The 24576-nt window shown below is 67.0% G+C and carries 22 protein-coding genes; 12 read left to right on the plus strand and 10 right to left on the minus strand.

Going from position 1 to position 24576, the window contains the following annotated elements; all coding sequences use genetic code 11:
* The first annotated feature begins 998 nt into the window (after positions 1–998).
* Together ACJH6H_RS14580 and ACJH6H_RS14585 are read left to right on the plus strand one after the other, a co-directional pair.
* Positions 999–1817 (plus strand): secretion protein EccK, encoded by an 819-nt coding sequence (locus ACJH6H_RS14580; protein ID WP_406775136.1) that lies wholly within the window; start codon positions 999–1001, stop codon positions 1815–1817.
* Positions 1814–2560: a hypothetical protein gene (locus tag ACJH6H_RS14585; RefSeq protein ID WP_406775137.1), complete on the plus strand. Its 747-nt coding sequence runs from the start codon at positions 1814–1816 to the stop codon at positions 2558–2560. The genes ACJH6H_RS14580 and ACJH6H_RS14585 overlap by 4 nt, the downstream gene beginning before the upstream one ends.
* 11 nt (positions 2561–2571) lie before the next feature.
* Here the strand turns inward: ACJH6H_RS14585 and ACJH6H_RS14590 are convergent, their stop codons facing one another.
* The 5 genes from ACJH6H_RS14590 to ACJH6H_RS14610 all read right to left on the minus strand — a co-directional run bounded on the left by ACJH6H_RS14590 (position 2572) and on the right by ACJH6H_RS14610 (position 7489).
* Positions 2572–2946, minus strand: coding sequence for a heat shock protein transcriptional repressor HspR (locus ACJH6H_RS14590; protein ID WP_406775138.1), 375 nt, complete (start codon positions 2944–2946; stop codon positions 2572–2574).
* Positions 2943–4127, minus strand: coding sequence for a molecular chaperone DnaJ (gene dnaJ, locus ACJH6H_RS14595; protein ID WP_064857519.1), 1185 nt, complete (start codon positions 4125–4127; stop codon positions 2943–2945). Before dnaJ ends, ACJH6H_RS14590 begins: the two co-directional genes overlap by 4 nt.
* 28 nt (positions 4128–4155) lie before the next feature.
* Entirely contained in the window at positions 4156–4794 is a 639-nt protein-coding gene (gene grpE, locus ACJH6H_RS14600) for a nucleotide exchange factor GrpE (RefSeq protein WP_406775139.1), read from the minus strand.
* A complete protein-coding gene (gene dnaK, locus ACJH6H_RS14605) occupies positions 4791–6650 on the minus strand; it encodes a molecular chaperone DnaK (RefSeq protein ID WP_406775140.1) in 1860 nt (619 codons plus the stop codon). Before dnaK ends, grpE begins: the two co-directional genes overlap by 4 nt.
* A 191-nt stretch (positions 6651–6841) precedes the next feature.
* Positions 6842–7489 (minus strand): pyridoxamine 5'-phosphate oxidase family protein, encoded by a 648-nt coding sequence (locus tag ACJH6H_RS14610; protein ID WP_406775141.1) that lies wholly within the window; start codon positions 7487–7489, stop codon positions 6842–6844.
* Between the two features lie 78 nt (positions 7490–7567).
* Here ACJH6H_RS14610 and ACJH6H_RS14615 point away from each other — a divergent pair, with 78 nt between their 5' ends.
* Both ACJH6H_RS14615 and ACJH6H_RS14620 read left to right on the plus strand, forming a co-directional pair.
* Positions 7568–8992, plus strand: a complete 1425-nt coding sequence (locus tag ACJH6H_RS14615; protein WP_406775142.1) for a PLP-dependent aminotransferase family protein — start codon at positions 7568–7570, stop codon at positions 8990–8992.
* 1 nt (position 8993) lies between these two features.
* Positions 8994–9716, plus strand: a complete 723-nt coding sequence (locus ACJH6H_RS14620; protein ID WP_406775143.1) for an MBL fold metallo-hydrolase — start codon at positions 8994–8996, stop codon at positions 9714–9716.
* Here ACJH6H_RS14620 and ACJH6H_RS14625 read toward each other — a convergent pair.
* Complete coding sequence (locus ACJH6H_RS14625; protein ID WP_406775144.1) at positions 9713–11173, minus strand: DUF222 domain-containing protein; 1461 nt, start codon at positions 11171–11173, stop codon at positions 9713–9715. The genes ACJH6H_RS14620 and ACJH6H_RS14625 overlap by 4 nt on opposite strands.
* A 661-nt stretch (positions 11174–11834) precedes the next feature.
* Between ACJH6H_RS14625 and ACJH6H_RS14630 the strand changes: the two genes are divergently transcribed.
* The 5 genes from ACJH6H_RS14630 to ACJH6H_RS14650 are packed head-to-tail and all read left to right on the plus strand — an operon-like array spanning position 11835 to position 17818.
* Positions 11835–13310, plus strand: coding sequence for a flavin-containing monooxygenase (locus ACJH6H_RS14630; protein ID WP_406775145.1), 1476 nt, complete (start codon positions 11835–11837; stop codon positions 13308–13310).
* 14 nt (positions 13311–13324) lie between these two features.
* A complete protein-coding gene (locus tag ACJH6H_RS14635) occupies positions 13325–14302 on the plus strand; it encodes an alpha/beta hydrolase (RefSeq protein WP_406775146.1) in 978 nt (325 codons plus the stop codon).
* 53 nt (positions 14303–14355) lie between these two features.
* Complete coding sequence (locus ACJH6H_RS14640) at positions 14356–17202, plus strand: AMP-binding protein (RefSeq protein ID WP_406775147.1); 2847 nt, start codon at positions 14356–14358, stop codon at positions 17200–17202.
* A gap of 33 nt (positions 17203–17235) precedes the next feature.
* A complete protein-coding gene (locus ACJH6H_RS14645) occupies positions 17236–17502 on the plus strand; it encodes a hypothetical protein (RefSeq protein WP_406775148.1) in 267 nt (88 codons plus the stop codon).
* Positions 17503–17521: 19 nt separating this feature from the next.
* A complete protein-coding gene (locus tag ACJH6H_RS14650; protein WP_212808126.1) occupies positions 17522–17818 on the plus strand; it encodes a hypothetical protein in 297 nt (98 codons plus the stop codon).
* A 9-nt stretch (positions 17819–17827) separates the two neighbouring features.
* Here the strand turns inward: ACJH6H_RS14650 and ACJH6H_RS14655 are convergent, their stop codons facing one another.
* A complete protein-coding gene (locus ACJH6H_RS14655; protein WP_406775149.1) occupies positions 17828–19585 on the minus strand; it encodes a SulP family inorganic anion transporter in 1758 nt (585 codons plus the stop codon).
* Complete coding sequence (locus ACJH6H_RS14660; protein ID WP_406775150.1) at positions 19582–20631, minus strand: sulfate ABC transporter substrate-binding protein; 1050 nt, start codon at positions 20629–20631, stop codon at positions 19582–19584. The genes ACJH6H_RS14655 and ACJH6H_RS14660 overlap by 4 nt, the downstream gene beginning before the upstream one ends.
* A gap of 101 nt (positions 20632–20732) precedes the next feature.
* Between ACJH6H_RS14660 and ACJH6H_RS14665 the strand changes: the two genes are divergently transcribed.
* The 3 genes from ACJH6H_RS14665 to ACJH6H_RS14675 are packed head-to-tail and all read left to right on the plus strand — an operon-like array spanning position 20733 to position 22625.
* Positions 20733–21278: a hypothetical protein gene (locus ACJH6H_RS14665; protein ID WP_406775151.1), complete on the plus strand. Its 546-nt coding sequence runs from the start codon at positions 20733–20735 to the stop codon at positions 21276–21278.
* An 18-nt stretch (positions 21279–21296) separates the two neighbouring features.
* Positions 21297–22226: an LLM class F420-dependent oxidoreductase gene (locus ACJH6H_RS14670; RefSeq protein WP_406775152.1), complete on the plus strand. Its 930-nt coding sequence runs from the start codon at positions 21297–21299 to the stop codon at positions 22224–22226.
* Between the two features lie 6 nt (positions 22227–22232).
* On the plus strand, positions 22233–22625 hold the full coding sequence (locus tag ACJH6H_RS14675; RefSeq protein WP_346415437.1) for a hypothetical protein: 393 nt from the start codon (positions 22233–22235) through the stop codon (positions 22623–22625).
* Here ACJH6H_RS14675 and ACJH6H_RS14680 read toward each other — a convergent pair.
* Both ACJH6H_RS14680 and ACJH6H_RS14685 read right to left on the minus strand, forming a co-directional pair.
* Positions 22622–23863, minus strand: coding sequence for a DUF445 domain-containing protein (locus tag ACJH6H_RS14680; protein WP_346415438.1), 1242 nt, complete (start codon positions 23861–23863; stop codon positions 22622–22624). The genes ACJH6H_RS14675 and ACJH6H_RS14680 overlap by 4 nt on opposite strands.
* The gene (locus tag ACJH6H_RS14685) at positions 23863–24546 is read right to left on the minus strand and encodes an Abi-alpha family protein (protein WP_212808120.1); all 684 of its coding nucleotides are present in this window, start codon (positions 24544–24546) and stop codon (positions 23863–23865) included. The genes ACJH6H_RS14680 and ACJH6H_RS14685 overlap by 1 nt, the downstream gene beginning before the upstream one ends.
* Positions 24547–24576 lie beyond the last annotated feature (30 nt).

A 24576-nucleotide genomic window follows, 5' to 3' on the forward strand; every position in this document is an offset into this window, starting at 1 on the left:
TACTGGGCAGAGACCTGTCGCCCAGCAAGCCACCAGCCGGTTCCACGCCTGGGAAGACGCCCGAAACGACTCCGGGACAGAGGGGAAGTACCGAAGTCACATCGCCCCAAGGTGCACCGGTCCCGGCTGGATTGCCGCCCGCGACTGCCCCAACGGCTGGCACGGCTCCTGCAACGCCGGCACCCACCACGCGTGGTGAGACTTCCGCGAATGAGGGGCAGAATAGCCCGCAACAGGCCACACCAGGCAAAACCACTCAGTCTCGCGGCGACACAGTTCCCGCAGAAGCACAAAGTCAACCGACACAGGGCCAGCTGCCAAACCAAGCGGTCGCAGCAGCCAATCCGGTGCCCGGCAGCGCCCAAACCCCCGTCGTAGCTTCGTCAACGCAGGGAGCGAGGCCGACAGGTCCCGCGCCTGCGGGCGGCGGCACATCTGCCGCGGCCACCAGCAGCGGAAGCAGCAGTCCTGTCAGTGGGCTGGGGGGATCGCCTAGCAGCACCAGTGCCTCGCAGACGAGCAACCCAAGCGGCCAGCCAACCGGAGCACAGCAGCCGGGCGGCCAACCGAACAATCCACTGCAGCAGGGATTGCAGCAATTCGGCCAGGGTCTGCAGAGCGGCGCGGGTAACACGTCACAACCGCTGGCGGCAGCCCAACCGGCGACGCAACAACCCACCACGCCGCCGCCCCCGGCAACCCCGACTGGCGCAGCTGGCGGCACGTCCGGGACGAGTGCCGCTCCCGTCGGCGCCGCGTCGGCGGCGGGCGGTGGCGGTTCCGTCGGCGGGCCAGCGGCTGCAACACCGGCCGCGCCGGCAGCACCGTTGGGCCCTGCCCCGACACCGTCTCCGGCAGCACCGGTTGCACAACCCGGACAGGGCGGCCCCGTCGGACCAACAGGCCCAGGTGTCGCCGCAGCCGGTACGAATAATCAGCAGGCTGCTGCCGCAGCCGCGCCGATCCCGGTCAGTCCGGCGCGCGCAGAGCGCGACGCCATGGCAGCTGCCGCCAAAGCCGGCCTGCTGCAACGTAAGTCGGCGGGAAACACCGACGCAGATATCGAGATCGCACGGCGCATCTCCGCGGCATTGCATGCGCCGCCGTCTATTCCGGCGGCCAGCTATCAATTCGTGTGGGCAGTCGGTGTCACGTCTGAAGGTCAGATACTGGCGGCCAACTCATACGGGATCGGCTACATCCCGGATGGTGTGAAACTTCCGGGACAGGTGACCCTGGTCAGCGCGGACGAGGCAATCTCGCCGGCTGAGCGCGGCCGCTGGGTGAATGTTCCGTTCCTCGCATTACAAGGCTGGGCGCAGTTCCATGGCAAGACGCTTCGCGCGATCATCGGCACGCCTGAAGAGGTCAAGCCCTACAAGTCGAGCATGCATGCCGAAGAGTTGGCACCCGATGACATTCCCGCCGATGGCACCATGCAGGGACGGTCCCGACTGCAAGTGATCGCGCCGGAAGCCGCTGCGCGACTGGAGGAATGGTCTGACGTCACGCTGTACGAGGCCCTGCCGCCTCGACCGGTGCAGGATGCCCCGCCCGACGCCAAGCAGACGATGAAACTCTGGGTGGAGACCATCAAGCCGCTACTGCGCACCACCGGTACCAACGGTCCGGTCGATCATCTGACCAAGCTCATCGCTTACGCCGACCACATGCAGAGCATCGAGCTGTACAAGGCGTACACCGCCCCACATGTGGCCGCACAGCGCGAGGCAATGTCGGATTGGATTTACTGGCAGCACGTTTCGTCGATCTGCCAGGACGCCACGAATCCTGTTCTTGGCAGTGTTCAAGCGTGAGCGACCACAGTGACGGATGGGAACGTACCGCTGTCCGGCCGTTCGAGGTTTTCCCAGAGCTCTATCGTCACATGGACATCCAGCTGCTGTCGGCGATCGCAAAAGGCGACGATGCTAGCCGCGCGGCTGCGATCGGTGCTGGCAGTCGTGAGGTAGTTGAGCGAATCGCTCATCTACGTGAACCATGGGTTCTGAACATCGATGCGGACGCCACGATCGAGTCGATCGACCGGCACGCCCTAAAGCTGTTCGAGCGCGGTGCGCCAGAGATCGGAGAATGGGTCCAGCGCATTCTCGGTCATTGGCGGCGGCAGCGGTCCTGGTTCAACGTAACTGTCGACGAAGTCGCCGCGGCTGACAACGAGGACCTGAGCCGCGTCACCGTCGCGTCCGCCGAGTGCATCCGACGCGCCGCATTTGCGTTCTTGGACGTCGACTTTGGCCCGATCCCACCGCTGTCGAACGACCCGTTCTACGGGGTGTTGCTTGCCGCTGGCGAAATTTTCACAACCCACCGCGACCAGGTTCCTCTTCGGGTGCAACTCGATTGCGTCGGCGGGCTGGCTGCCACACCCGAGCACAACCCGTGGGTGGCAGCGCTTATCGATCAAGAACTCGTGATTTACCGTCGGCTGTATCGAGTGTTTTTCCAACTCTTGGAACAAGCCGGCATGTTCGACGACCGCGAAGACGACCGCGAGTTCTTCTACACCCCTGACGAGGTGGACCGCCAAACCCGTTGAACCGCTGGGGTTCAGCTCCGCTGCGAATTCCCCCGCCGCCGCGGTTCCCACAGCACCAGTGCGGTGCTGGGCTTACGGACGCGTTCGAGCTCGGCGGTGACCTCGGCGAGCCTGGCCTGCAGCGCCTCGACCTGATTGGTCAGCTCGATGATGCGCTTGATGCCGGCCAGGTTGACGCCCTCGTCCTGGGACAGCCGCTGCACCTCGCGCAGCAGGTCGACATCGTGCTGCGAATACCGTCGACCGCCGCCCGAAGTGCGCTGCGGGCTGACCAGGCCGAGCCGGTCGTATGTCCGCAACGTCTGCGCGTGCATACCGGCCAGCTCGGCGGCCACCGAGATCAGGAAGGTCCGGGCTTCCTCTGTCTTACGCCGGGCTGCGCTCATAACGAGCCTGCCCAACCGGCCCGCGGATCAAATCCACTGGCCCGCTCTGCCTTTGCGTACGCCTCCAGCGCCTCCGCCGCTTCACCCTCGAGGTTGGGCGGCACGGCCACCTTGACGGTGACCAGCAGGTCGCCATGGCCGCCGTCGCTGCCGCGCTTGGGCACACCGCGCCCGCGCACCCGCAGGATGCGGCCGTCGGACGTGCCCTTGGGCACCCTGACGCCGACCTTGCCCTCCAGAGTCGGCACGGAAAGCGTTGTCCCCAATGCCAATTCATGGAAGCTCACCGGAACGGTGACAGTGAGATCGTCGCCGTCCCGCCCGAAGACCTTGTCGGGCCGGACGTGGACGGTGACGTACAGGTCGCCCGAGGGCGCCCCGCGTAGACCCGCTTCCCCCTGCCCGGCCAGCCGGATGCGCTGACCGTCGGTGACACCCGGAGGGATGCGCACGTTGATGGTGCGCGTCCGGGTGGAGACGCCGGTGCCTTTGCACTCGTCACACGGGTGCTCGATGATCGAGCCCGTGCCGCGGCATTCGGTGCACGGCTCCGAGAAGCCGAACGCACCCTGGTTGCGGTTGATGACACCGGCGCCGTTGCAGTTGGGACACACCTTCGGGCTGGTGCCCGGACGCGCGCCACTGCCGTGGCAGTTGGTGCAGGGTGCCGGGCTGGTCAGGCGCAGCGGCATGGCCACGCCCTTGGTCGCTTCGAGGAAGCTCAGCTCGGTTTCGGTTTCCAGGTCGTTGCCGCGGCGCGGACGGCTGGGGCGCGGCTGCTGCGCGCCCCGGCCGAACAGGCCGCCGAACAGGTCACCGATGTTGGCGCCGCCGGTCTGCCCCGCCTGGTCGAACAGGTCGCCCAGGTTGAACTCCGCGGAGTCGCCGCCGAAACCTCCGAAGCCGCCTCCACCGCCGCTGAACCGGCGGCCGAATCCACCGTTGGCGAAAAGCCTTCGGGTTTCGTCGTATTCGGCACGCTTGGTGTCGTCGGTCAGAATTTCCTTGGCCTCGGTCGCCGCTTTGTAGCGTTCCTCGGCCGCCGGGTTGTTCGGATTGCGGTCCGGATGGTTGTCGGCCAGCACCTTGCGCGCGGCGCGCTTGATCTCATCCTTGGTGGCGTCAGAGGTGACGCCGAGTTCCTTGTAGAAGTCCTTCTCGACCCATTCACGTTGAGCCATGTCGCGTCACCTCCTCAGCGTCGCTCGGTTACTCGTTTGATTCTGATTTCTGTTCGGTCGCAGCGTCGGTATTGATGGGCGTGTCGGGCGTATCAGCTGCGGGTTCGGCGTCGACGACACCGACCATCGCGTGCCGCAGCACCTGCTCACCGAGCTTGTAGCCGCGACGCATGACGGTCCCCAACACCGGGTTGGAGCCGTCGCCTTCGTGCTGAACGGCTTCGTGCAGCGACGGGTCGAACGCGTCGCCCTCGGCGCCGAACGATGCCAGACCGAGGCTCTCCAGCGCACCGGAAAGCTTGTCTGCCACCGACTTCAGCGGCCCCGACTCGAGATCACCGTGGGCGCGGGCCCGCTCGAGGTCGTCGAGCACCGGCAAGAACTGCTGCACGACAATGGCTTTGGCCCGCTCGGCTGCGGCCTGCTCCTGACGGATGGCCCGCTTGCGGTAGTTGTCGTACTCGGCCTTGAGCCGCTGCAGGTCTGCCTTGAGCTCGGCGGCTTCGTCGGACACCGGAGACTCGGCGGCCCCACCGGAGGCCGGGGAGCCCGGCGCCGACCCCTCAGGGGCCGACGCCGGAGCGCCCTCACGTGGTTCGCCGGTTTCCGGATCGATGCGCCGCTTGTCGGTGATGGTCACCGGCTCGTGCGAATCGTCCTGGCTCACTTGTTCTCCTGATCGTCCTCGACAACCTCGGCGTCCACGACGTTGTCATCTGCGGCGGCGCCACTCGGAGCACCCGCACCCGCACCGGCCTGCTCGGCCTGAGTGGCCTCGTAGATCGCCTGGCCCAGGGCCTGGCTCTCGACGCCCAGCTTCTCCATGGCCGTCTTGATGGCGGCGATGTCGGTGCCGGCGAGCGCGGTCTTGGCCTCGGCGATGGCACCGTCGACCTTGGTCAGGGTCTCCTCGGGGACCTTCGAGCCACCTTCGGCTTCACGCTGGTCCTTGACGAACTTCTCCGTCTGGTAGACCAGCGACTCGGCCTGGTTGCGGACGTCCGCCTCTTCGCGACGCTTCTTGTCCTCTTCGGCGTGCGCCTCGGCGTCCTTGATCATCCGGTCGATCTCGTCCTGCGACAGGCCCGAGCCTTCCTGGATCTTGATCGTGTTTTCCTTGCCGGTGCCCTTGTCCTTGGCGGTGACGTGCACGATGCCGTTGACGTCGATGTCGAAGGTGACCTCGATCTGCGGCACGCCACGCGGAGCCGGCGGGATGCCGGTCAGCTCGAAGCTGCCGAGCAGCTTGTTGTGCGCCGCGATCTCACGCTCACCCTGGAAGACCTGAATCTGCACCGACGGCTGGTTGTCGTCGGCCGTGGTGAAGGTCTCGGACCGCTTGGTCGGGATGGTGGTGTTGCGCTCGATCAGCTTGGTCATCACGCCACCCTTGGTCTCGATACCGAGGGACAGCGGGGTGACGTCAAGCAGCAGAACGTCTTTCACCTCACCCTTGAGCACACCGGCCTGCAGCGCGGCACCAACGGCCACGACCTCGTCCGGGTTCACGCCCTTGTTGGGCTCCTTGCCACCGGTCAGTTCCTTGACCAGTTCGGTGACGGCGGGCATACGGGTCGAGCCACCGACGAGGACCACGTGGTCGATGTCGGAGACCGAGATGCCGGCGTCCTTGATCACCGACTGGAACGGCTGACGGGTCCGGTCGAGCAGGTCCTGCGTGATGCGCTGGAACTCGGCACGGGTCAGCTGCTCGTCGAGGAACAGCGGGTTCTTGTCGGCGTCGACGGTGATGTACGGCAGGTTGATCGAGGTGCTCTGGCTCGAGCTCAGCTCGATCTTGGCCTTCTCCGCAGCCTCACGCAGACGCTGCATCGCCATCTTGTCCTTGGTCAGGTCGATGCCGCTGGTGCCCTTGAACTTGTCGACCAGCCACTGCACGATGCGCTCGTCCCAGTCGTCGCCACCGAGGTGGTTGTCACCGGAGGTCGCCTTGACCTCGACGACGCCCTCGCCGATTTCCAGCAGCGAGACGTCGAAGGTGCCGCCACCGAGGTCGAAGACCAGGATGGTCTGCTCCTTCTCGCCCTTGTCCAGGCCGTAGGCCAGGGCGGCCGCGGTCGGCTCGTTGACGATGCGGAGCACGTTGAGGCCGGCGATCTGGCCGGCTTCCTTGGTGGCCTGACGCTGAGCGTCGTTGAAGTAGGCCGGGACGGTGATCACGGCGTCGGTGATGTCCTCACCGAGGTACGCCTCCGCGTCGCGCTTCAGCTTCTGCAGCGTGCGCGCGCTGATCTCCTGCGAGGTGTACTGCTTGCCGTCGATGTCGATGGTCCAGTCAGTACCGATGTGCCGCTTCACCGAACGGATGGTCCGGTCGACGTTGGTCACTGCCTGGTTCTTCGCGGGCTGGCCGACCAGCACCTCGCCGTTACGCGCGAACGCGACGACCGACGGGGTGGTCCGGGAGCCCTCAGAGTTGGCTACGACGACGGGGTCGCCGCCCTCCAGCACCGAGACGCAAGAGTTGGTGGTCCCGAGGTCGATACCGACCGCACGAGCCATAGTGATGCCTCCTGATAGACATTGTTGGGTGATCTGAGCGAACTGCGCTCAAGCTTGCTATCGGACGAGGCCGTCTGTCAAGCCGAACTTGAGTCTGTTGCACTCAACTTGTTGTCGGTCAGTCCAACCTGGGCGGTTCGCGATCTATTCCCGATTCCCCAAAAATGTCCATCCGGGGCCATCAACGCTGGTCAGGCACCTCCAGCAGCGACCATTGCCCGCACCGAGTCCGGCAATTCGGCTGTCGACCACTCCGCCCGCCGCGGCTCCCCGTAGGTGACCGAGAAGGGCACGATGCCCGCCCAGGCGGTGGTTTCCTCGTCCGGTTCGGCCAGCGGACCACCGTTGACCTTGTACACCCAGTCGCCGTCGACGATCGGCAGGGAGATGACGTTGGTCGCCGCGACCTCCTTCGGCAGCATCGCGCGCACCTCGGCAGTACGGCCGGGGATCAGCAGCTCGCTGAAGCGCTCCAGGAGGGCTTCCCGGTCTTCGCGTTCGGCGGGTTGCACTTCGCCGTAGATCACCGCGGAACGGTAGTGCACCGAGGAGTCAAAAGTGCTGTGCGCCACCACAAGTGCATCCATGGCCGTCACACAGAAGGCAACCTGTTTCCCCGCCCCCTTGACGCCCAGTGTGCCCGCACCGGTCGAGCCGTGGATGAGAATCCGATCCTCGTGACGGACGAACAGCGTCGGCACCGCAAGGGGCCGAACCTTGCCGTTCGGACGGGCCACATCGCCGACGCTGAGCACGCCCCACCACTGCCCATCGAGGAACTCCTCGAGAGCGGCGCGCGCCGTGGACTGACGACCGTACTTGCGAGTGACCTTTTCCATGAATTCAGATCACCATGATTGCGGCCTGGTTAGAATAGCCAGAAATACCCAGTTCTGGCAGGCCAGTATTCTGACTGGGTGGCGCGGCACACACGGGCGGTCCATCTGCCCCTCGACACCACCGATCTCAGTGCCAGGGCGATCGCGAGTCAGTTGGTGGCGCTGATCGCCGCTGGACAGGTCGGCGACGGCGACTGGCTGCCGTCGACCCGCGCCCTTGCGCATGAGGTCGGCGCCTCGCGAACGATGGTCGCGGCCGCCTACGACGAACTGGTGGCCGCCGGATTTCTCGAGGGTGTGCCCGGTGCCGGAACCCGGACAACCGTCGGCGCCACCGCAGCCGCCCGCGCCGGGCTGTCCAGCCGCGCACCGCGCCTGGAGAAGTCGAACGTCGTACCGGCAGCGCATGTCACGGCGCACCAAACCGATGCCGTCGATCTCCGTCCGGGCACCCCGGACACCGGCCTCATCGACATGCGGGCATGGGCCCGCGCGTGGCGGGCCGCGGCGTCGACCCGACCGACGACGCTCTCACCGTGGCAGGACACCGACGATGCCTTCACCGCCGCCATGTCGCGCCACCTGCGCACCAATCGGGGTATCGACACCGACACGGTTTTCGACGTTCCCGGATCGACCGCGGCCTTTCAGACACTGGCGGCCGTCAGTGGCCTCACGCGCTGTTATCTCGAATCGCCCTGCTACCCCGCCGCCGCTGACGAATTCAGCCGCGCCGGCTTGGATCTGGCTTTCGTCCCCGTCGACCACGACGGGCTGTGCGTCGACAGCCTCGGTGACGAACCCGGCATCGTCTACACCACACCGGCGCACCAGTACCCGCTCGGACACCGGCTCTCGGTGAATCGGCGGGCCGAACTCGTTGCGTGGGCCAAGCGGACCGGGTCGATCGTCATCGAAGACGACTACGACGGCGAGTTCCGCTACTGCGTCGCGCCGCTGCCCGCGATTCGGTCGATTCCGGGCGCCGGAGAACACGTCGCCTACGTCGGCACCGCGTCCAAGATGCTGGCGCCGAGCCTGGGCGCCGCCTGGCTGGTGCCGCCACTGCCCCTGCACAACGCCGTCCAGACCTACCTTCGCGAGCACCGCATCGCGGTCTCCACCATCACGCGCATCGCCCTCACCACCTTGATCACCGGCGGCGAGCTACAGCGACACCTGGCACGCGCAAGCCGCGAATACCGTTGCCGCCGAGACATTCTCATCACCGAACTCGAAGCGCGCCGCCCCGGACTGGAAGTGCTCGGCGTCCAGGCGGGGTTGCACGTCGCCATCCTGCTGCCCGATAGCTGCCCCGATCTCGACGTTGCCGAATTGCTCCGCGCCGATGGCCTGCTCGTCTCGCCGCTGTCGACCTTTCCCCAGCATCCCGGCTCCGAAATAAACGGCATCACAGTCAATTTCGCGCAGATCGACCGCTCGACCGCCAGGCGCTTCGCCGAATGCACTGCCGCAGCTCTCGCGCAGGGCGCACCATGGTGAGATGAATGCCGACCCGCAAACGGCAGTCGACGAGATTGCCCCCGACATCTACCGGCTCTCCACGTGGATTCCGGACATCACCGAGAACGGCTTCACGTTCAACCAGTTCCTCCTGACCGGCGATGAGCCGTTCCTCTTCCATTGCGGGCAGCGACAACTGTTCCCACTCGTCTCGGATGCCATCAGCCGGGTCATCCCACTGCCCACGCTGCGCTGGATCTCGTTCGGACACCTCGAAGCCGACGAGTGCGGCGCGATGAACCTCATGCTGGCCGCGGCACCGCATGCCGAGGTCGTGCACGGCGGGCTGGCTCTGATGCTGTCGTTGGTCGACATGTGCGACCGACCTCCCGTCCCCGCCCCTGACACGGCGCTGGACATCGGCGGGCACCGACTGAGATTCATTGCCACACCGCATGTCCCGCACAATTGGGAAGCGGGATTGTGGTTCGACGAGACGACCTCCACCCTGCTCGCCGGCGACCTCTTCACCCACACCGGACACTGCCCGGCACTGACCGAATCCGACTGCGTGGCCCCGGCGCTCGAGGCAGAGGCCATCTTCCACGCCACCGGGCTGACGACGAACCTCGCACCGACGCTCGAGCAACTCGCCGCGTTGAACCCCTCGACGCTTGCCCTCATGCACGGTTCGTCCTACGCCGGCGATGGTGCGGCTCAATTGCGAGCACTCGCCGAGGGGTATGCCGCGATGGCCGCCTAGAAGGGTGCGGGTTCATCCCATTCCTCTGCGGCGCGGGCCGTTTCGAGTTCGCGGTATCGGTGCCATTCTTCGCTGGCGATGCGTTCTTCGTTGACCATGCGGGCTTCGTTGATGAGTTGTTGGCGTTCTTGGGCGCGGGTGCGTTTGCGTTTGGGCATGCAGTGCCCGCGCCCGGGGGTTCGTGGTGGTTGTTCGGTGATTGTGGGTGTTCCGGTGGGTGTGGCCAGTTGTGGGTACCAGTGGGCGCCTTCGGGTTTGGTGATGTAGGTGTGTCCGGTGGGGGCGACCCAGACGACGGTGCCGTCGGGGTATTGGTGGTCGGTCCAGCCGTGGAACGTTTTGAGTAGGTGGTGGAACCGGCACAGGCATTTGAGGTCTGACGGGTGCGTCGGCCCGGCCGGGTACGGGACGGTGTGGTCGAGGTCGCAGGCTTGCGCGGGCCGGTCGCAGCCGGGGAATCGGCAGGTCAGGTCTCGGCAGCGCACGAACTCCGCCAGCTTGGCCGACGGACGGTAGCGGGGCTCGGCCGCATCCGGCGGAATCTCGACCTCGCGGATGGTCGCCCCCTCGGCGAGCCGGGCGACCTGCTCGGCGGGGATCTGCCCGTATCCGGGCAGGAACCCCGGGGCTTGGCCGGCGAGGGTTTTGGGGCCGGCGATCACGTAGATGACGGCGCGGGTGCCGACGGTCGCGGCCGGCGGTTCCCCCATGGCGGCCGCGGCGGCGGGGCAGTCCGGGTTGTCGCATTGGCAGGCCAGCCGCTGCCCGCGGGCGAGGGCGTCGATGGCGGCGGCGCGGCGCTGATCATGGGAGCGCGGATCGTTGCGGCACACACTCTTGGCGAGGTCGTCGATGGCGGCGTCGAGCACGGCGGCGGTCGCCGCGTCTATCGTGCCGCAGATGCTGGCTGCGCCGGGGCCGCAGGCGCGGATGTCGAGGTAGCGGGCCTGCGACGGGGGTTTGGGTTGGTGGACCCCGGCCTGGTCGGACGCGGCGATGATGGCGTCGATGCGTTGTTCCATTTTCGGTTTCGACAACCGGCCCCAGGCCACGATCTTGGCGGCCAGGTCGGCATCGACCTGCCCGGCGACGTCGTCGTCGATGATCAGGTCGGTGCGGGCGACGATCATGGCGACCATCACCGCATCGATCAGGCCGTTGGCGTAGATGGCCGCCACCTTCGGCAGGCGGGTGCGGAGCGTCACCGCCCGGTCCACCTGGGCTTGGGCCCGCTTACGGGATATCCCCAATGCGGCGGCGACCTCGACGACCAGCCCGGCATAGCCGTCGATCGCCCAATACCGTTTCTCGATGTCGTCGTCGGGGGCCCGCAGCGCCCACAGGTCACCGATCGCCCCCAGGCGGCGGGCGCCGGCGGCGTTCTCTTGCCGGGTGGCCAGGGTGATCGCGTCGACCGCCGCGGCCGCGGCGTGGGGATCACCATTTGATTCGCTCATACGTTCGAATGTATACCTGCCCACCGACACGAATTAGAGGCCGCGGACGCGACCCATCGGCGACGGTTAGAGCAGCTAAATAGAAGGGCCGCAGCCAGATTGGACCCGGCCGGGCGCCGTGGGAACGACGGGAAGGGGATCGTCGACGGTTAGATCGACTAGCCACCCGACACACGCAGACGGCGCCGACGGGACGCGCCGCCGACCATCCCGGACCCGCGACAGTCAGGCGACCGACAGTGATTAGGCGACCTAACCGATGGGGATCGCGACGCGGCCCGGAGTGCGGAGCCCGGGCTGGGTGCGGTCGGGCGAGCGCTACCGATTAGCCGCCCTAACCGTCGAGGATCGCGGCACAGCCAACCGAGCCGGGCACGAGCCGGCACCAACTACCGAGCACACCTAACCGTCGAGGATCGCAGCGCGGATCGGACACCCGGGCAGCGCGAGTCGGGATGGGCACGGCCAGAACCACCGAGCCCACCTAACCGTCGACGATCCGTGCCCGGGTCGATGGACAGCGCGCCCGCCCGGCGACCCCGGCCGGGCCGGAACTCGCAGTGGACGCGGTAAGCGCGGCAAGTCTGCAAAACCCGGCGTGGACGCGTCGTCGCGCTACTAACGTCGCAGGTACACCCGCCGGACCGGCAAAGGAGTGCCCATGACAACCACCGCTCCCATCGACGTCCTGGTCATCGGCGCCGGGATCTCCGGAATCGGAATGGCGTACCACCTCAAGACTCTTCGCCCGGACACGTCGTTCGTGGTGCTCGAGGGACGAGACGCGATCGGTGGCACCTGGAGCCTGCACCAGTACCCGGGCATCCGCTCCGACTCGGACATGCCGACCTTCGGCTTCGGCTTCAAGCCGTGGACGCATCGCAAGTCCATCGCCGACGGGCACATCATCCTCGACTACCTGCAACAGACCGTCGAGGAGAACGACCTGGCCGGCCACATCCGGTTCGGTTACCACGTGGACTCGGCGAATTACGATTCTCAGCAAGGCCTTTGGACCGTCAATACGACGCACAACGGGCAAGCCGAGACGTTCACCTCACGCTTCCTGTTCATGGGCACCGGGTACTACGACTACGACAACCCGTACATCCCCGACTTCCCCGGCAAGGAGGACTTCGAGGGTCCGCTGGTCCACCCCCAGCTGTGGCCGAAAGACCTGGACTACACCGGCAAGAACGTCGTCGTCATCGGCAGTGGCGCCACCGCCGTCACGCTGATCCCGAACATGGCCGACAAGGCCGCGCACGTGACCATGCTGCAGCGCTCCCCGAGTTACGTGTTCTCGATCCCGGCGTCCGATCCCATCGCCAACGTGCTCAACAAGGTGCTCGGCCACGAGCGGGCATACAAGCTCGTGCGGCGCAAGAACATCTCGATGAACCGCGGCCTGTTCAAGATGTGTATGCGTTACCCGAAGCTGATGCGAAAGCTGTTGATCGCCAACGTGGCTCGACAACTGCCCAAGAATTTCGACGTGGACACGCACTTCACACCCAAGTACAACCCGTGGCAGCAACGCCTGGCCATGGTGCCCGACGGCGACCTGTTCAAGATGGTGTCGACAGGCAAGGCTTCGATCGTCACCGACCACATCGAGCGGTTCACCAAGAACGGCATCCTGCTGAAGTCCGGGCAAGAGCTGGCCGCCGACGTCATCATCTCGGCGACCGGGCTGAACATGACACCGTTCGGCAAGGTCGCGCTGAGCGTCGACGGGCACGCCCTCAACCTGCCCGACCTCACGGTCTACAAGGCGATGATGCTGTCCGGGGTGCCCAACTTCGCGTTCGCGGTCGGCTATACCAACATCGCCTGGACGTTGAAGGTCGACCTGGTCTGCGAGCACTTCTGCCGGATGCTCGACTACATGGACGAGCACGGGTACGCCAACGTGGTCCCGATCCTGGAGGACGGCACCATGGAACGAGTTCCCTTGCTGGACATGACGTCCGGCTACGTCCAGCGGGCGGTCGCGAAGTTCCCCCGGGGCGGCACCTACGGCCCGTGGGCATTCAAGCATGCCTACGAAATGGACCAGGAGCGGCTGCGCAACGGGCCCATCGAGGACCCCGCTCTGGTGTTCACGCCCGCCGCCGCCCCGTTGTCCATGGTCTGACCGAAGGAGCGATCATGAAATCCGACTTCTTTTTCCTCAGCCACGGCGAACGTTGCGCCGCTTGGCATCTGACCGCCGGGACCGACGCGCTGACCGGCCAGACCGGACGGCCGTGCGTGGTCATGGCCCACGGCTTCGGCGGCACCCGCGACTCCGGCCTGATGCCGTTCGCCGAGCCTTTCGCCGCCGCCGGGATGGACGTGGTGCTGTTCGACTACCGCGGCTTCGGCGATTCGGAAGGCGAACCCCGCCAGGATATTTCGGTGAACAAGCAGCGGCAGGACTATCACGCCGCCGTCGACGCCGCCCGAAACCTCCCGGGTGTCGACCGCGACCGCATCGCGCTGTGGGGCACGTCGTATTCGGGCGGGCACGTCATCGCCGTCGCCGCCGAGGACCAGCGGGTGGCCGCCGTGGTGGCACTGTGTCCCGCGACCGACGGGCTGGCCGCGTTGGTGAAGGGGTACCAGGAGGGCGGCGTGGGGCCGCTGGCCCGTCTGGTCGCCCACGGGGTGCTCGATGCCGCGGGAGCGCGCCTCGGGCGCAAGCCGCACAACGTCGCCCTCACGGGGCCGCACGGCGCCACTGCTGTGCTGACCACTCCCGGCGCCGAAGAGGCTTACGTGGCCATGTCCGGCCCGACGTGGCGCAACGAATTCACCGCCCGCACGGTGCTGGAGATCGCGTTCAACCGGCCGACCGTCCACGCCAGTCAGTTGGAGTGCCCGCTGCTGGTGCAGGTCGGGACCAACGACCTCATCGCGCCGCCGGACGCCGCTCGCCGCGCCGCGAAGAAGGCGGGCTACCTGGCGCATCTGTGCGAATACCCCGCCGACCATTTCGATTTCTACGACGGGCCCTGCTTCGAGGCGGCCCTCGCCGACGAGCTGACGTTCCTGACCCGCGTGCTCGATCCGATCCGCTCGACCGACGTGCATTTGCGGTCGACCAACCCGCCGACACCCAAACTGGCGGTCAAACTGCCGTGGTGAACCCGTCCGCTTGGCATGATCAGCACCGAGTGTTGATCGAAAGGGCGGACTGAATGTTCGACAGGGTTGTTGCGACGACTCGCAACTGGCTGGAAGTTGCCCGCTACGGCGGACTGGAGACAGGCGAAGAGCCGTCGCCGTACGACATCGTCGCCCAGGGCCGCATCCACAAGCTCCGGCGGTACCGCACCACGGGTGAGGCAGGCCGTCCCCAGGTGCTGCTGGTGCCACCGCTGATGCTCACCGCCGACGTATTCGACGTATCGCCGCAGGCCAGCGGCGTCCGCACTCTGATCGACAACGGCATCGACCCGTGGGTCATCGACTTCGGCTCGCCGGAGAAGGAAGCGGGCGGTCTCGAGCGCAACCTGGCCGACCATGTGCTGGCGGTCGACGCGGCCATCGATGAGATGGTCAACTTGACCGGCGGCGACGTCCACCTCGCCGGCTACTCGCAGGGCGGCATGTTCTGCTATCAGACCTCCGCGTACCGGCGCAGCGCCGGCATCGCCAGCGTCATCACCTTCGGCAGCCCGGTCGATCTCAGCAAAACCGCCCCGATGGGTGTCCCGGCAGAAATCGCGATCCCCGGCATGGGGTTTGTGATGGAGAACGTGCTGCGCGGCCGGTCCGTACCGGGCTGGGCGACGCGGCTCGGGTTCCAGCTGCTCGACCCCGTGAAAGCGGTGACGGGCCAGCTGCAGTTCCTGGCCGCACTGCACGACCGCGACGCCCTGCTGCCGCGCGAAGGGCAGCGCCGCTACCTGATGAACGACGGCTGGGTGGCGTGGCCCGGCCCGGCGCTCGCCGAGTTCCTGCAGCAGTTCCTGATGCACAACCGGATGCTGACGGGCGGGTTCAGCATCGCCGGACGGCCGGTGACGCTCGCCGACATCACCTCGCCGATCCTGGCGTTCGTCGGCGATGTCGACGAGATCGCCCCGCCGGCCTCGGTGCGCGGCATCCTCGGTGCGGCGCCACGCGCGGACATCTACGAAAGCACCTTGCACGCCGGGCATTTCGGGTTGGTCGTCGGCAGCACGGCGACGTCGCACACGTGGCCGCTGGTCGCCGACTGGATGCGGTATGCCGAGGGCAACGGCCCGCAGCCGGAGCACGTCACCAAGGTCGACACCGCGACCACCGCCGCCGAACCGGCGCCGACCGGACCGGCCGAGGGTGTCCAGGCGTTGATCGACGCCGGGTGCATGGTTGCCGGCTCCGTCGCCCGTTCGGTCGGGGACGTGCGCGGCATGTTCGGCACCGTGTCGCGGCAGATGCCCCGGTTGGCGCGCATCCGGAGACTGGACGCGAACACCCGAATCTCGTTGGCGCTCTTGTTCGATGAGCAGGCGCAGCACGCACCCAACGACGTCAGCTTCATGTACGAGGACCGCAGCTACACCTACGGCGAGAACAAGGTCCGTATCGACGCGGTGGTACGCGGCCTGCTCGCCGCGGGCGTGCGCGCCGGTGAGCACGTCGGCGTGTTGATGGGCACGCGCCCGTCGGCGCTGGCGGTGGTGACGGCGCTCAACCGCATCGGCGCGGTGGCGGTGATGCTCCGCCCCGGCGCCGATACCGCGCGTGAGGTCGAACTCGGCAGGGTCAACCGCGTCATCGCCGACCCCGAACACTCCGAGGCCGACTTCGCCGGCCGTCCGCTGCACACATTCCTGTTGGACACCCCGTACCTCAACCGGGACCGCACCCTGACCGCCCTGGAGATCGGCGAGACCAACGCCGTGCGCATCCCGGACTGGTACCGCCCCAACCCGGGCCGCGCCGGCGAGCTCGCGTTCATCTTCTTCGGCGGCCCGGACGACGATCCCCGCCCCATCCGAGTCACCAACGGCCGCTTCGGTTTGTCGGCGTACGGCACTGCGACGTCGGCGACGCTCAACAACTCCGACACCGTCTACTGCATCAACCCGATCTACCACACCTCCGGTCTGCTGACCGGCATCGGCGGTGCGGTCGCCGGTGGTAGCCGACTGGCGATGGCCAAGGACCTGGACCCGACCACGTTCTGGACTGAAGTGCGCCGCTACGGCGTGACCATCGTCTGCTACACGTGGGCGCAGTTGCGGCCACTGGTCAACGCCGCGCCGCAGCCCGCCGAGCGCAACCACTCGGTGCGCCTGTTCGTCGGCTCCGGCATGCCGCGCGGCCTGTGGCGCCGCGTGCTGGACCGGTTCGCGCCGGCCGGGGTTCTTGACTTCTGGTCCACGAGCGAGGGCGAGGCCATCCTGGCCAACGTCAACCCGGCCAAGCCCGGATCGCTGGGCCGGCCGCTCCCGGGTAGCGCGACGGTCGAGGTCGTGCGGTGGGATCCCGAAGCGCAGCAAGTCGTTTCGGGCGCAGACGGGTACGCCATCCGGTGCGCCGACGACGAGACCGGTCTGCTGCTGGTGAAGATCAGTTCGGCCACCACCGCGTCGGCGCCGCCGCTGCGCAATCTGTTCGAGGCCGGCGACGCCTGGTTCTCCAGCGGCAGCCTGGTCAGCCGGGACGCCGACGGCGACTACTGGCTGATCGACTCCGTCGACACCCAGATCCGCGCCGCCGACGAAGTGGTGGCGTCCCTGCCGATCACCGCGGCCCTCGGCAAGCTGCCCGCCGTCGACCTGGTGCACACCTATGGAGTCGCCTCGGACGACGCCGAAGTGGCGGTCGCGGCAGTGTCCCTGCTGGACGGGCAGGACATCTCCGCGGCCGACCTGGACGAGGCGCTCGCGACCCTGCCGCTCCAGCAGCGGCCCGCGTTCGTCCGCGTCGTCGACGAGGTGCCGATGACGCCGTGGCACCGCCCGGTCGCCGGGCCGCTGCGTCGCGACCCGCTGCCCCCGCCCGGCCGCTACTTCACCCGGACCGACGACGGCAGTTACAAGGAAAGCTGACACCGGCCTGACGAAGTCGTCAATAATTGACACATGAAGAAAAGCATTGCTGCAGTGCTGTTCCTGCTGGCGTCTGCGGCCGTGCCGGCCGTCGGCGCACCGGCCGCACACGCCGATGTGTGCGGCAGCGTCGGCGGTCGCCACGTCAGTGCCGGTGGCTGCACGAACGTCGCCGGCGACGCGGCGGTGGCCGCGGCGGCTCCGGAGGACGCGGCCGCCCAGGCCGCCGCCGGCCGGCCACCGTGCTACACCCCGGCCGGGGTGCCCTACTACACACCGGGTGACTTGCCTTGTAACTGAGGCCATTTAGGCTGACGGCATGCACAAGACTCTGCAGCGAGCCGCCGTCATCGCCGCGGCCGCCTTGGCACCCATGGCCATCACCGCTGCGATCGCACCGGCCGTCAGCAACGCGGACTGCGACAACGGCACCTGGTGGGACCCGGTGCAGAACCGGTGCCAGGCCCCGCTGGTGCAGAACTGTCCCGGCGGCTGGTGGGACCCGAACATCAACAGCTGCCGGCCGCCGGTCTCGACGACGCCGCTCGACTGCCGCGACGGCGCGTGGTGGGACCCGATCAACAACATCTGCCGTCCGCCGCTGCTGCCGCAGTAGCGGGTCCGGTCAGACCAGGTAGTACAGCTCCTCGTCGCTGCCGACGCGGGCGGGGACCAGCCGCGACTCCGCGTAGCGGACCGCCTTGAGCGTGGCAGAGAACTCCTTCTCCTCTTCCGGGAAGATGCGCTCGTCCGGGAACCAGTCGCGCAGCCCGACGTTGCTCAGGACGTCCAGGGTGTCGGGCCGAACCCCGGCCAGCAGGACCGTGACGCCCAACTCGGTCAGGTCATGCAGGAACCGCTCGACACGCTCGATGCCGACCGCGTCGGGGTTGCGGGCGCGTTTGAGGCGGAGCACCACGAATTGGGTGCCTTCGTTCTTGACCCGCTCGGTGAGCGCGTCCAGTGCGTGTTCGATTTCCGGTGCGGCACCGAAGAACAACTCGCCCTCGATGTCGTAGATCAGCACCGCCGGATTGTCGGGCTCGTCGCCGACCCGTTCCCGGACCACACGCTCCGGCGTGACCACCAGCTCGGCGATCTTGAGCTTGGAGGCCCGCGGCACGAACAGCAGGATCGACAGCGCCACGCCCAGCAGCACCGCCTTGTCCAGATCGACGACCACGCCGGTGATCGCCGTGACGATCACCAGGCCGGCGTCGTAACGCGATGCCCTGACGGTGTGCACCAGGCGATGGAAATCGACCAGGCGAACCGCGGTCACCAGCAGCAGGCCGGCCAGCGCCGCCTTCGGGATGTAGCTCAGCAGCGGCGCGAACAGCAGCAGGGCGCCGGCCACCGCCACCGACGCGATGACGCCCGAGAACCTGGTGGCCGCACCGGCCTGGAAGTTGATGGCCGACCGCGACAGCGAACCCGAACCGGGCAGGCTCTGGAAGAAGCCACCGGTCAGGTTGGCCAGCCCTTCCGCCACGATCTGCCGGTTGTAGTCGATCTTCTGCTGCGTCTGGTGCGCAATGGCTTTCGCGATCGACAGCGCCTCGATCAAGCCGATGAAAGCCACCGCCAGCGCGCCTTCCGACAGATGCGGCAGCCACTCCCAATGCACCACAGGAATGTGGAAGTCGGGCAGGCTGGCGGGAATCTTCCCGGTGATCGACACGGCGGTCTTACCCCCGTGGCCGGGCGTCGACCAGCCCGAGAAGTAGGCGATCAGCGCCGCGATGACCAACACGGCGAGCATGTCGATCTGCGGCCAGCCGTAGCGCTGCACCAACTTTCGGAGCACGACGGCCGCGACGACAGCTGTGACGCTCAGGACCACGGCTCGGTAATTGATCGCGTCGCCGTGGAACAGCGTGAGGTAGGTGCGGTACAGCACCTGCATGTTGCCGTTGCCCCGATCCTTGACACCGAGCGCATTTCCCAACTGGCCCAAGGCAAGTAGGAACGCGGCTGCTGCCATGAACCCGACGATCACGGACTCGGAGATGTAGCGGGTCAGGTCACCCAGTTTGAACACCGAGATCAGGATCTGAATGGTGCCCACCAGCACCCCGAGCACGAACAGCGCCTCGAACAGCTCGGTGCGGTTCTCTGGATCGATGAACGCCAACGAGCTGAACACCAACAGCGAGATGGCGCTGGTGGGTCCGTTGATCAGGTGCGACGACGAGCCGAATATCGACGCGATGAGCGTCACCACGATCGCAGAGAAGACACCGTATTTGGGGTCGACGCCCGCGATGAGGGCGTAGGCCATGCCCTGCGGCAGCGCGATGGCGGCCACCGTCAGGCCTGCGATCAGATCGCGCCGGGCGAGGGTGCGGTCGTAGACGGGTTTCAGGTTGGAAAGCAGGCTCACGATCCCACCACCGTTCGCTGCGCAGGGATATGAATGGTGTCGATGATTCCGTTGTCGCCGAAGAACTTTTCGGCGGCGTCGTCCCAGTCCTTGGCGATCGCGGTCACCGGGAACAGCGCGATGTCCGGCAACTGGGCGCGATACTTGGCCTGGATCTGCGGGTTGATGGAGCGGTACCCGTACTTCGCGATGACGTCCTGCGCCGGGTCGGTGAACAGGTAGTTCAGGTAGGCCTTGGCGTAGGCCTCGGTCTTCTTGCCTGCCACGTTCGCATCGACCCAGGCCACCGCGGGCTCGGCCTTGATACTCACCGGTGGATACACGATCTGCAGCTCGTAGGGTGCCGCAGCCACCTCGCGGATGGCTTCGTTCTCCCATGTCAGGTGCACATCGCCGATCTTCTGCACGGCGAAGCTGGTGGCCGCGCCGCGCGCGCCCTCGTCGGCGACGGCGACGTGTTTGAACAATGCCGCCAGGTAGTCGTGGGCCGCCGCCTCGGAGCCGCCGCGGGTCGTCACCGACCCCCACCCGGCGAGCACGCTGAGCTTGCCGTTGCCCGAGGTGCGCGGGTCCGGCGTCACCACCGAGACATCGTCCTTGACCAGATCGGGCCAGTCATGGATGTTCTTCGGGTTGTCCTTGCGGACCACGAACACGATGGTCGACGTGTAGGGGACCGAGTTGTTGGGCAGCCGGTGCTGCCAGTCCTTGGCGATCAGCCCGCGCTTGGCCAGTTTGTCGACGTCACTGACCAACGCCAGTGAGACCACACCGGCTTTCGACGTACCGTCGATGACGTTGCGCGCCTGCCGGCCGGATCCGCCGTGCGACTGTGCGATGTCGACGGTGACGCCGGACTGCTTGCGGTACTGCGCGACGAACTGCGGGTCCAGCGCCGCGTACAGCTCACGCGTCGGGTCGTACGACACGTTCAGCAGCGCGTCCGGTGACGAGCCGTGAATGTTCTTGAACCCGATCAGAACTCCGGCCACCGCGATGGCGACGACGCCGACCACACCGAGCGGGGATATGTGTTGTCTGCTCATCGCCACCTCTGTTCACTACGGAAGATCGACGTTAGGCAGCAGGACGCGCCGGGGCAGCGGTCTGGATCAGCGCGATCAGATCTCCCGTAGCCTGATGGCCGATGAACCACACACGGCTCACCATGTCTGCCACCGCTGCGCTGACGGCCGCGCTGCTTGCCGGCTGCGACAGCACCACCCCCGGAAGCCCGAAGACGGGGCTGCCCAGCGGAGAAACGTCTGCCACCAGCACGCCGACCCCGAGTGAGAAGGCGATCCGCCCGGTGCCGGTGAGCCCCCTCCCCGCACCGAGCGCCGCGCCACCGACGGCCCAGGCGCTCGCTCCGCAGAACGGCTATGTCTTCATCGCGACCAAATCCGGCCAGACCCGGTGCCAACTCAGCAAGACCGAAGTCGACTGTGAGTCGGCCTTCACCAACCCACCCAAGGTCAGCGGAGAGAGCGCCAATGGCGTCCGGGTCACCGCCGACGGCAAATTGTCTTGGGTGGTGGGCAATCTCGGCGCCATTCCAACCGTGACGCTGGATTACCAGACCTACTCGGCGGTGGGCTGGACCATCCTCGCCGGAGCCGAAGGCACCCGCTTCACCAATGCGGCGACGGGCCATGGGATGTTCGTCTCGACGGCGGGTGTGAAGTCGTTCTGATTCATTAGGCTGGGCGGCATGGACTTCCGGGTATTCGTCGAACCACAGCAGGGTGCCACCTACGCCGACCAGCTCGCCGTCGCTCAGGCCGCCGAAAGGCTCGGTTACTCAGCGTTTTTCCGCTCCGACCACTACCTGGCCATGGCCGGCGACGGGCTGCCCGGCCCCACCGACTCCTGGGTGACGCTCGGCGGCATCGCCCGTGAGACGAGCACCATCCGGCTGGGCACCATGGTCACCTCCGCCACGTTCCGCTACCCGGGCCCGCTCGCCATCGCCGTCGCGCAGGTCGACGAAATGAGCGGGGGCCGTGTCGAATTGGGCCTCGGCGCCGGGTGGTTCGCCGAAGAGCACGAGGCCTACGCCATCCCGTTCCCGGGGCTGGGCGAACGCTTCGAGCGGCTGGAAGAACAGCTGCAGATCATCACCGGCTTCTGGGACACCCCGGTCGGCGAGCACTTCGACTTCACCGGCAAGCACTACACCGTCAAGAACTCCCCGGCGCTGCCCAAGCCGGCACAGGCCCATCCGCCGGTCATCATCGGTGGTGGCGGCGCCAAGCGGACCCCGGCGCTGGCCGCCCGGTTCGCCTCCGAATTCAACATTCCGTTCGTCGACATCGACACCCTGACCACCCAGTTCGGCCGGGTCCGGGCGGCTGTCGAAGCGGCCGGCCGGGCGCCCGAAAGCATCACGTACTCGGCGGCTTTCGTGCTGTGTGCGGGCAGGGACGAGGCGGAGATCGCGCGCCGGGCCGCCGCCATCGGCCGCGAGGTCGACGAGATGCGCGGCAACTCCCCCACCGTCGGCACGCCGGCGGAGATCGTCGACAAGCTGGCGCCGTTCGTCGCGGCCGGGGTCGAGCGCATCTACCTGCAGGTGCTGGACATGGCCGATCTCGACCACATCGAGTTCTTCAGCACGGAGGTCATTCCCCAGCTACGCTGACCGGCCATGACCGAGCGGCCGTGGCACGAGCGCACCCCGCATGTCGTCGGCGCCAGCCTCGCCGCGCTCGCCGCGATCGCGCTGCTGTATTTCGCGGGGTCCTGGCTGGTGCGGCACTACAACGAGCCGCAGCCGCCGCCGGTGCCCGTCATCGTGGATGACACCGGCCACTCGTCGACCACGACGCTCACCACGACCGCGCCGACATCAACCAGCTACTCGTCGGTGACGCCGTCGACCACGGACATCGACGTGCCGCTCACCCCGGAGACGACGGACACGACCGACACGACGTCCGCGCCGAGGGGCGACAGCACGACCACCAGCCGGACCCCGACGACGTCGTCGTCGATCACCCAGTCCCGGCGCACCCACCCGCCGGGGCCGCGCCCGCACTAGTGCGTGAAGAACTCGATCATCAGCACCTGGAGCTCACCGACGCAGCCACCGAGGATGGCGCCGATGGCGACCATCAGCGGCTCGTCGTCCTTGAACACCGGCCGCAGAATCGACTCGTACTCCTCGTTGGTGAGCTGATTCATCTTCTCGATGATCGTCTTTTCCAGATCGATCTTGCTCATGGCGTAGTCCTGCGCGTCCAGCAGCGTGGCCGGCAGCCTCTCGACGACGAGATCGACGACGCGGTCTTTCAGCGCGTTGTACTTCGACGTGCCCACGGCGAACTTCACGACGGTGCCGGTCCACCCGCCGATCTCGTTGTCGATGGCGGCCTCGACCTCCCGCGCGATCATGGCGAACAGCTTGTCGGCGCCGGGACCTTTGAGGATGCCGTCGAAGAGGATGTCGGGCGCGAACAGGTCCTCGGAGAGGATGCGCGCGTAGTCGGCGGTGATCTTCTCGCGCTGGGCGTGCAGCAGTCCCTGGAACTTGATGAAGCCCAGGTACTTGGTCGGCTTGATGGGCCGGAACAGCATGTTGAGCGCGATGTAGTCGCTGATCAGACCGATACCGAAGCCGAAGGCCGGCATGATCCACGGCAGCTTGAAGATGGCCCAGACGAACATCTGCGCGGTACCGATGATCAGGCCGAAGTAGATGCCGCTGCGCCGGACGAACGCCATGGCGTCGTCGGACAGGCCGCGCATCAGCTTGTTGAGCTTCTCCTTGTTGCGCACCAGCGTGGTGACCGCGAGGAACTGCAGGTCGACGAACCGGCTGAGGTCCGACTGCATCTCGTTCAGCATCTTCTCGGTGATGCGCGGCGCCTGGGCGTGGATGCGGTTGAGGATCGCCTGGCGGCCCGCCTCGGGCAGGGAATCCCACAGCCCCGGACGGATCTCCTCGGCGACGTCGCGGGCGATGTCGTTGATCGATGCCGACAGCGGTTCGCGCAGCACCTCGACTGCCTCTTTGGCGTCGATCCGCGACAGCAGTTCCTCGGGTTTGAGCAGATTCGCGGTGAGCAGCTCGATCGTGGTCGAGCCGACCTTGCCGGCCCGCCGCGGGATGATGCCCTGCCAGCCGATGGGACCGATGCCCTTGAACTCCAGCGGCCGGTAGATCATCTCCATCGCGACGATCTTGGTGCTCCACCCGACGAAGGCGGCCACCAATGGCATCGAGAAGTAGATGATCCAGTGCTCGCGGAAGTCGAGGAGGATCTCGGTCAGGGACATCAGCGCCACCCGTTCTGGTCGTCCTCCGCGGTGGCGGCGGCCCACAGCGATCGGCCCAGCGGCGACAGCGTCAGCGTCAGCTTCTCCACCTTGGCGGGCAGCGGACCCTTCGACGCGGCCTTGATCGCGTTGAGGACGATGGTCTCAGCCATCAACACCTCGTACTCGGTTTTCAGCGCAGAATCCTCCGGACCGATCTCCACGAGGCGCAGCGCCAGCAAATGCCCGACGTACTGCGGCGTCATCTGTGGGAGGGCGACGTTCGCGGTCCGGCCGACGAGTGCCGCGTTCTCCAGCACGGGCTTGCGGGTGCGGTCGTAGACGTTGACCAAGGGGGATACGGAGCCGTCGGACAGGGCGCCGACGATGCGGGCCTCGTCGGCGACCAGCTGATCGAGGAGATGGTGGTAGAGCTCGGTCTGGCTGCCGGCGGTGTTCTGGTCGAGCGCCCTGTTGAGCAGCTGGCTCATCTTGGAGTTGAGCGACTCTTCGGCGGGCGCCGATTTGGCCGTATCGGCCGCCGCGACGACGTCGTCGGCATCGTCTTCCGGTTCCAGTTCGTTGAGGCCTTTGCGCAGCGCGCCGACGATCTGCTGCTCGGTCCAGCTGTAGACGTCCAGACCGAGTCGAGCGGCGTCCACCGCGCGTCCTACCAGGCCGAAGGGATCAAACGATTGAGCCACCCGCAAACGGTAGCCGCGCGGGGTACCAAA

This window comes from Mycobacterium sp. SMC-21 (genome assembly GCF_045310825.1).
Lineage (GTDB): Bacteria > Actinomycetota > Actinomycetes > Mycobacteriales > Mycobacteriaceae > Mycobacterium.

Coding starts and splice junctions, on each gene's coding strand:
- ACJH6H_RS14580 (WP_406775136.1), top strand. CDS start 999: ATGGCAGCTGCCGCCAAAGCCGGCCTGCTGCAACGTAAGTCGGCGGGA.
- ACJH6H_RS14590 (WP_406775138.1), bottom strand. CDS start 2,946: ATGAGCGCAGCCCGGCGTAAGACAGAGGAAGCCCGGACCTTCCTGATC.
- dnaJ (WP_064857519.1), bottom strand. CDS start 4,127: ATGGCTCAACGTGAATGGGTCGAGAAGGACTTCTACAAGGAACTCGGC.
- dnaK (WP_406775140.1), bottom strand. CDS start 6,650: ATGGCTCGTGCGGTCGGTATCGACCTCGGGACCACCAACTCTTGCGTC.
- ACJH6H_RS14610 (WP_406775141.1), bottom strand. CDS start 7,489: ATGGAAAAGGTCACTCGCAAGTACGGTCGTCAGTCCACGGCGCGCGCC.
- ACJH6H_RS14620 (WP_406775143.1), top strand. CDS start 8,994: ATGAATGCCGACCCGCAAACGGCAGTCGACGAGATTGCCCCCGACATC.
- ACJH6H_RS14625 (WP_406775144.1), bottom strand. CDS start 11,173: ATGAGCGAATCAAATGGTGATCCCCACGCCGCGGCCGCGGCGGTCGAC.
- ACJH6H_RS14630 (WP_406775145.1), top strand. CDS start 11,835: ATGACAACCACCGCTCCCATCGACGTCCTGGTCATCGGCGCCGGGATC.
- ACJH6H_RS14635 (WP_406775146.1), top strand. CDS start 13,325: ATGAAATCCGACTTCTTTTTCCTCAGCCACGGCGAACGTTGCGCCGCT.
- ACJH6H_RS14640 (WP_406775147.1), top strand. CDS start 14,356: ATGTTCGACAGGGTTGTTGCGACGACTCGCAACTGGCTGGAAGTTGCC.
- ACJH6H_RS14645 (WP_406775148.1), top strand. CDS start 17,236: ATGAAGAAAAGCATTGCTGCAGTGCTGTTCCTGCTGGCGTCTGCGGCC.
- ACJH6H_RS14650 (WP_212808126.1), top strand. CDS start 17,522: ATGCACAAGACTCTGCAGCGAGCCGCCGTCATCGCCGCGGCCGCCTTG.
- ACJH6H_RS14660 (WP_406775150.1), bottom strand. CDS start 20,631: ATGAGCAGACAACACATATCCCCGCTCGGTGTGGTCGGCGTCGTCGCC.
- ACJH6H_RS14665 (WP_406775151.1), top strand. CDS start 20,733: ATGAACCACACACGGCTCACCATGTCTGCCACCGCTGCGCTGACGGCC.
- ACJH6H_RS14670 (WP_406775152.1), top strand. CDS start 21,297: ATGGACTTCCGGGTATTCGTCGAACCACAGCAGGGTGCCACCTACGCC.
- ACJH6H_RS14675 (WP_346415437.1), top strand. CDS start 22,233: ATGACCGAGCGGCCGTGGCACGAGCGCACCCCGCATGTCGTCGGCGCC.
- ACJH6H_RS14680 (WP_346415438.1), bottom strand. CDS start 23,863: ATGTCCCTGACCGAGATCCTCCTCGACTTCCGCGAGCACTGGATCATC.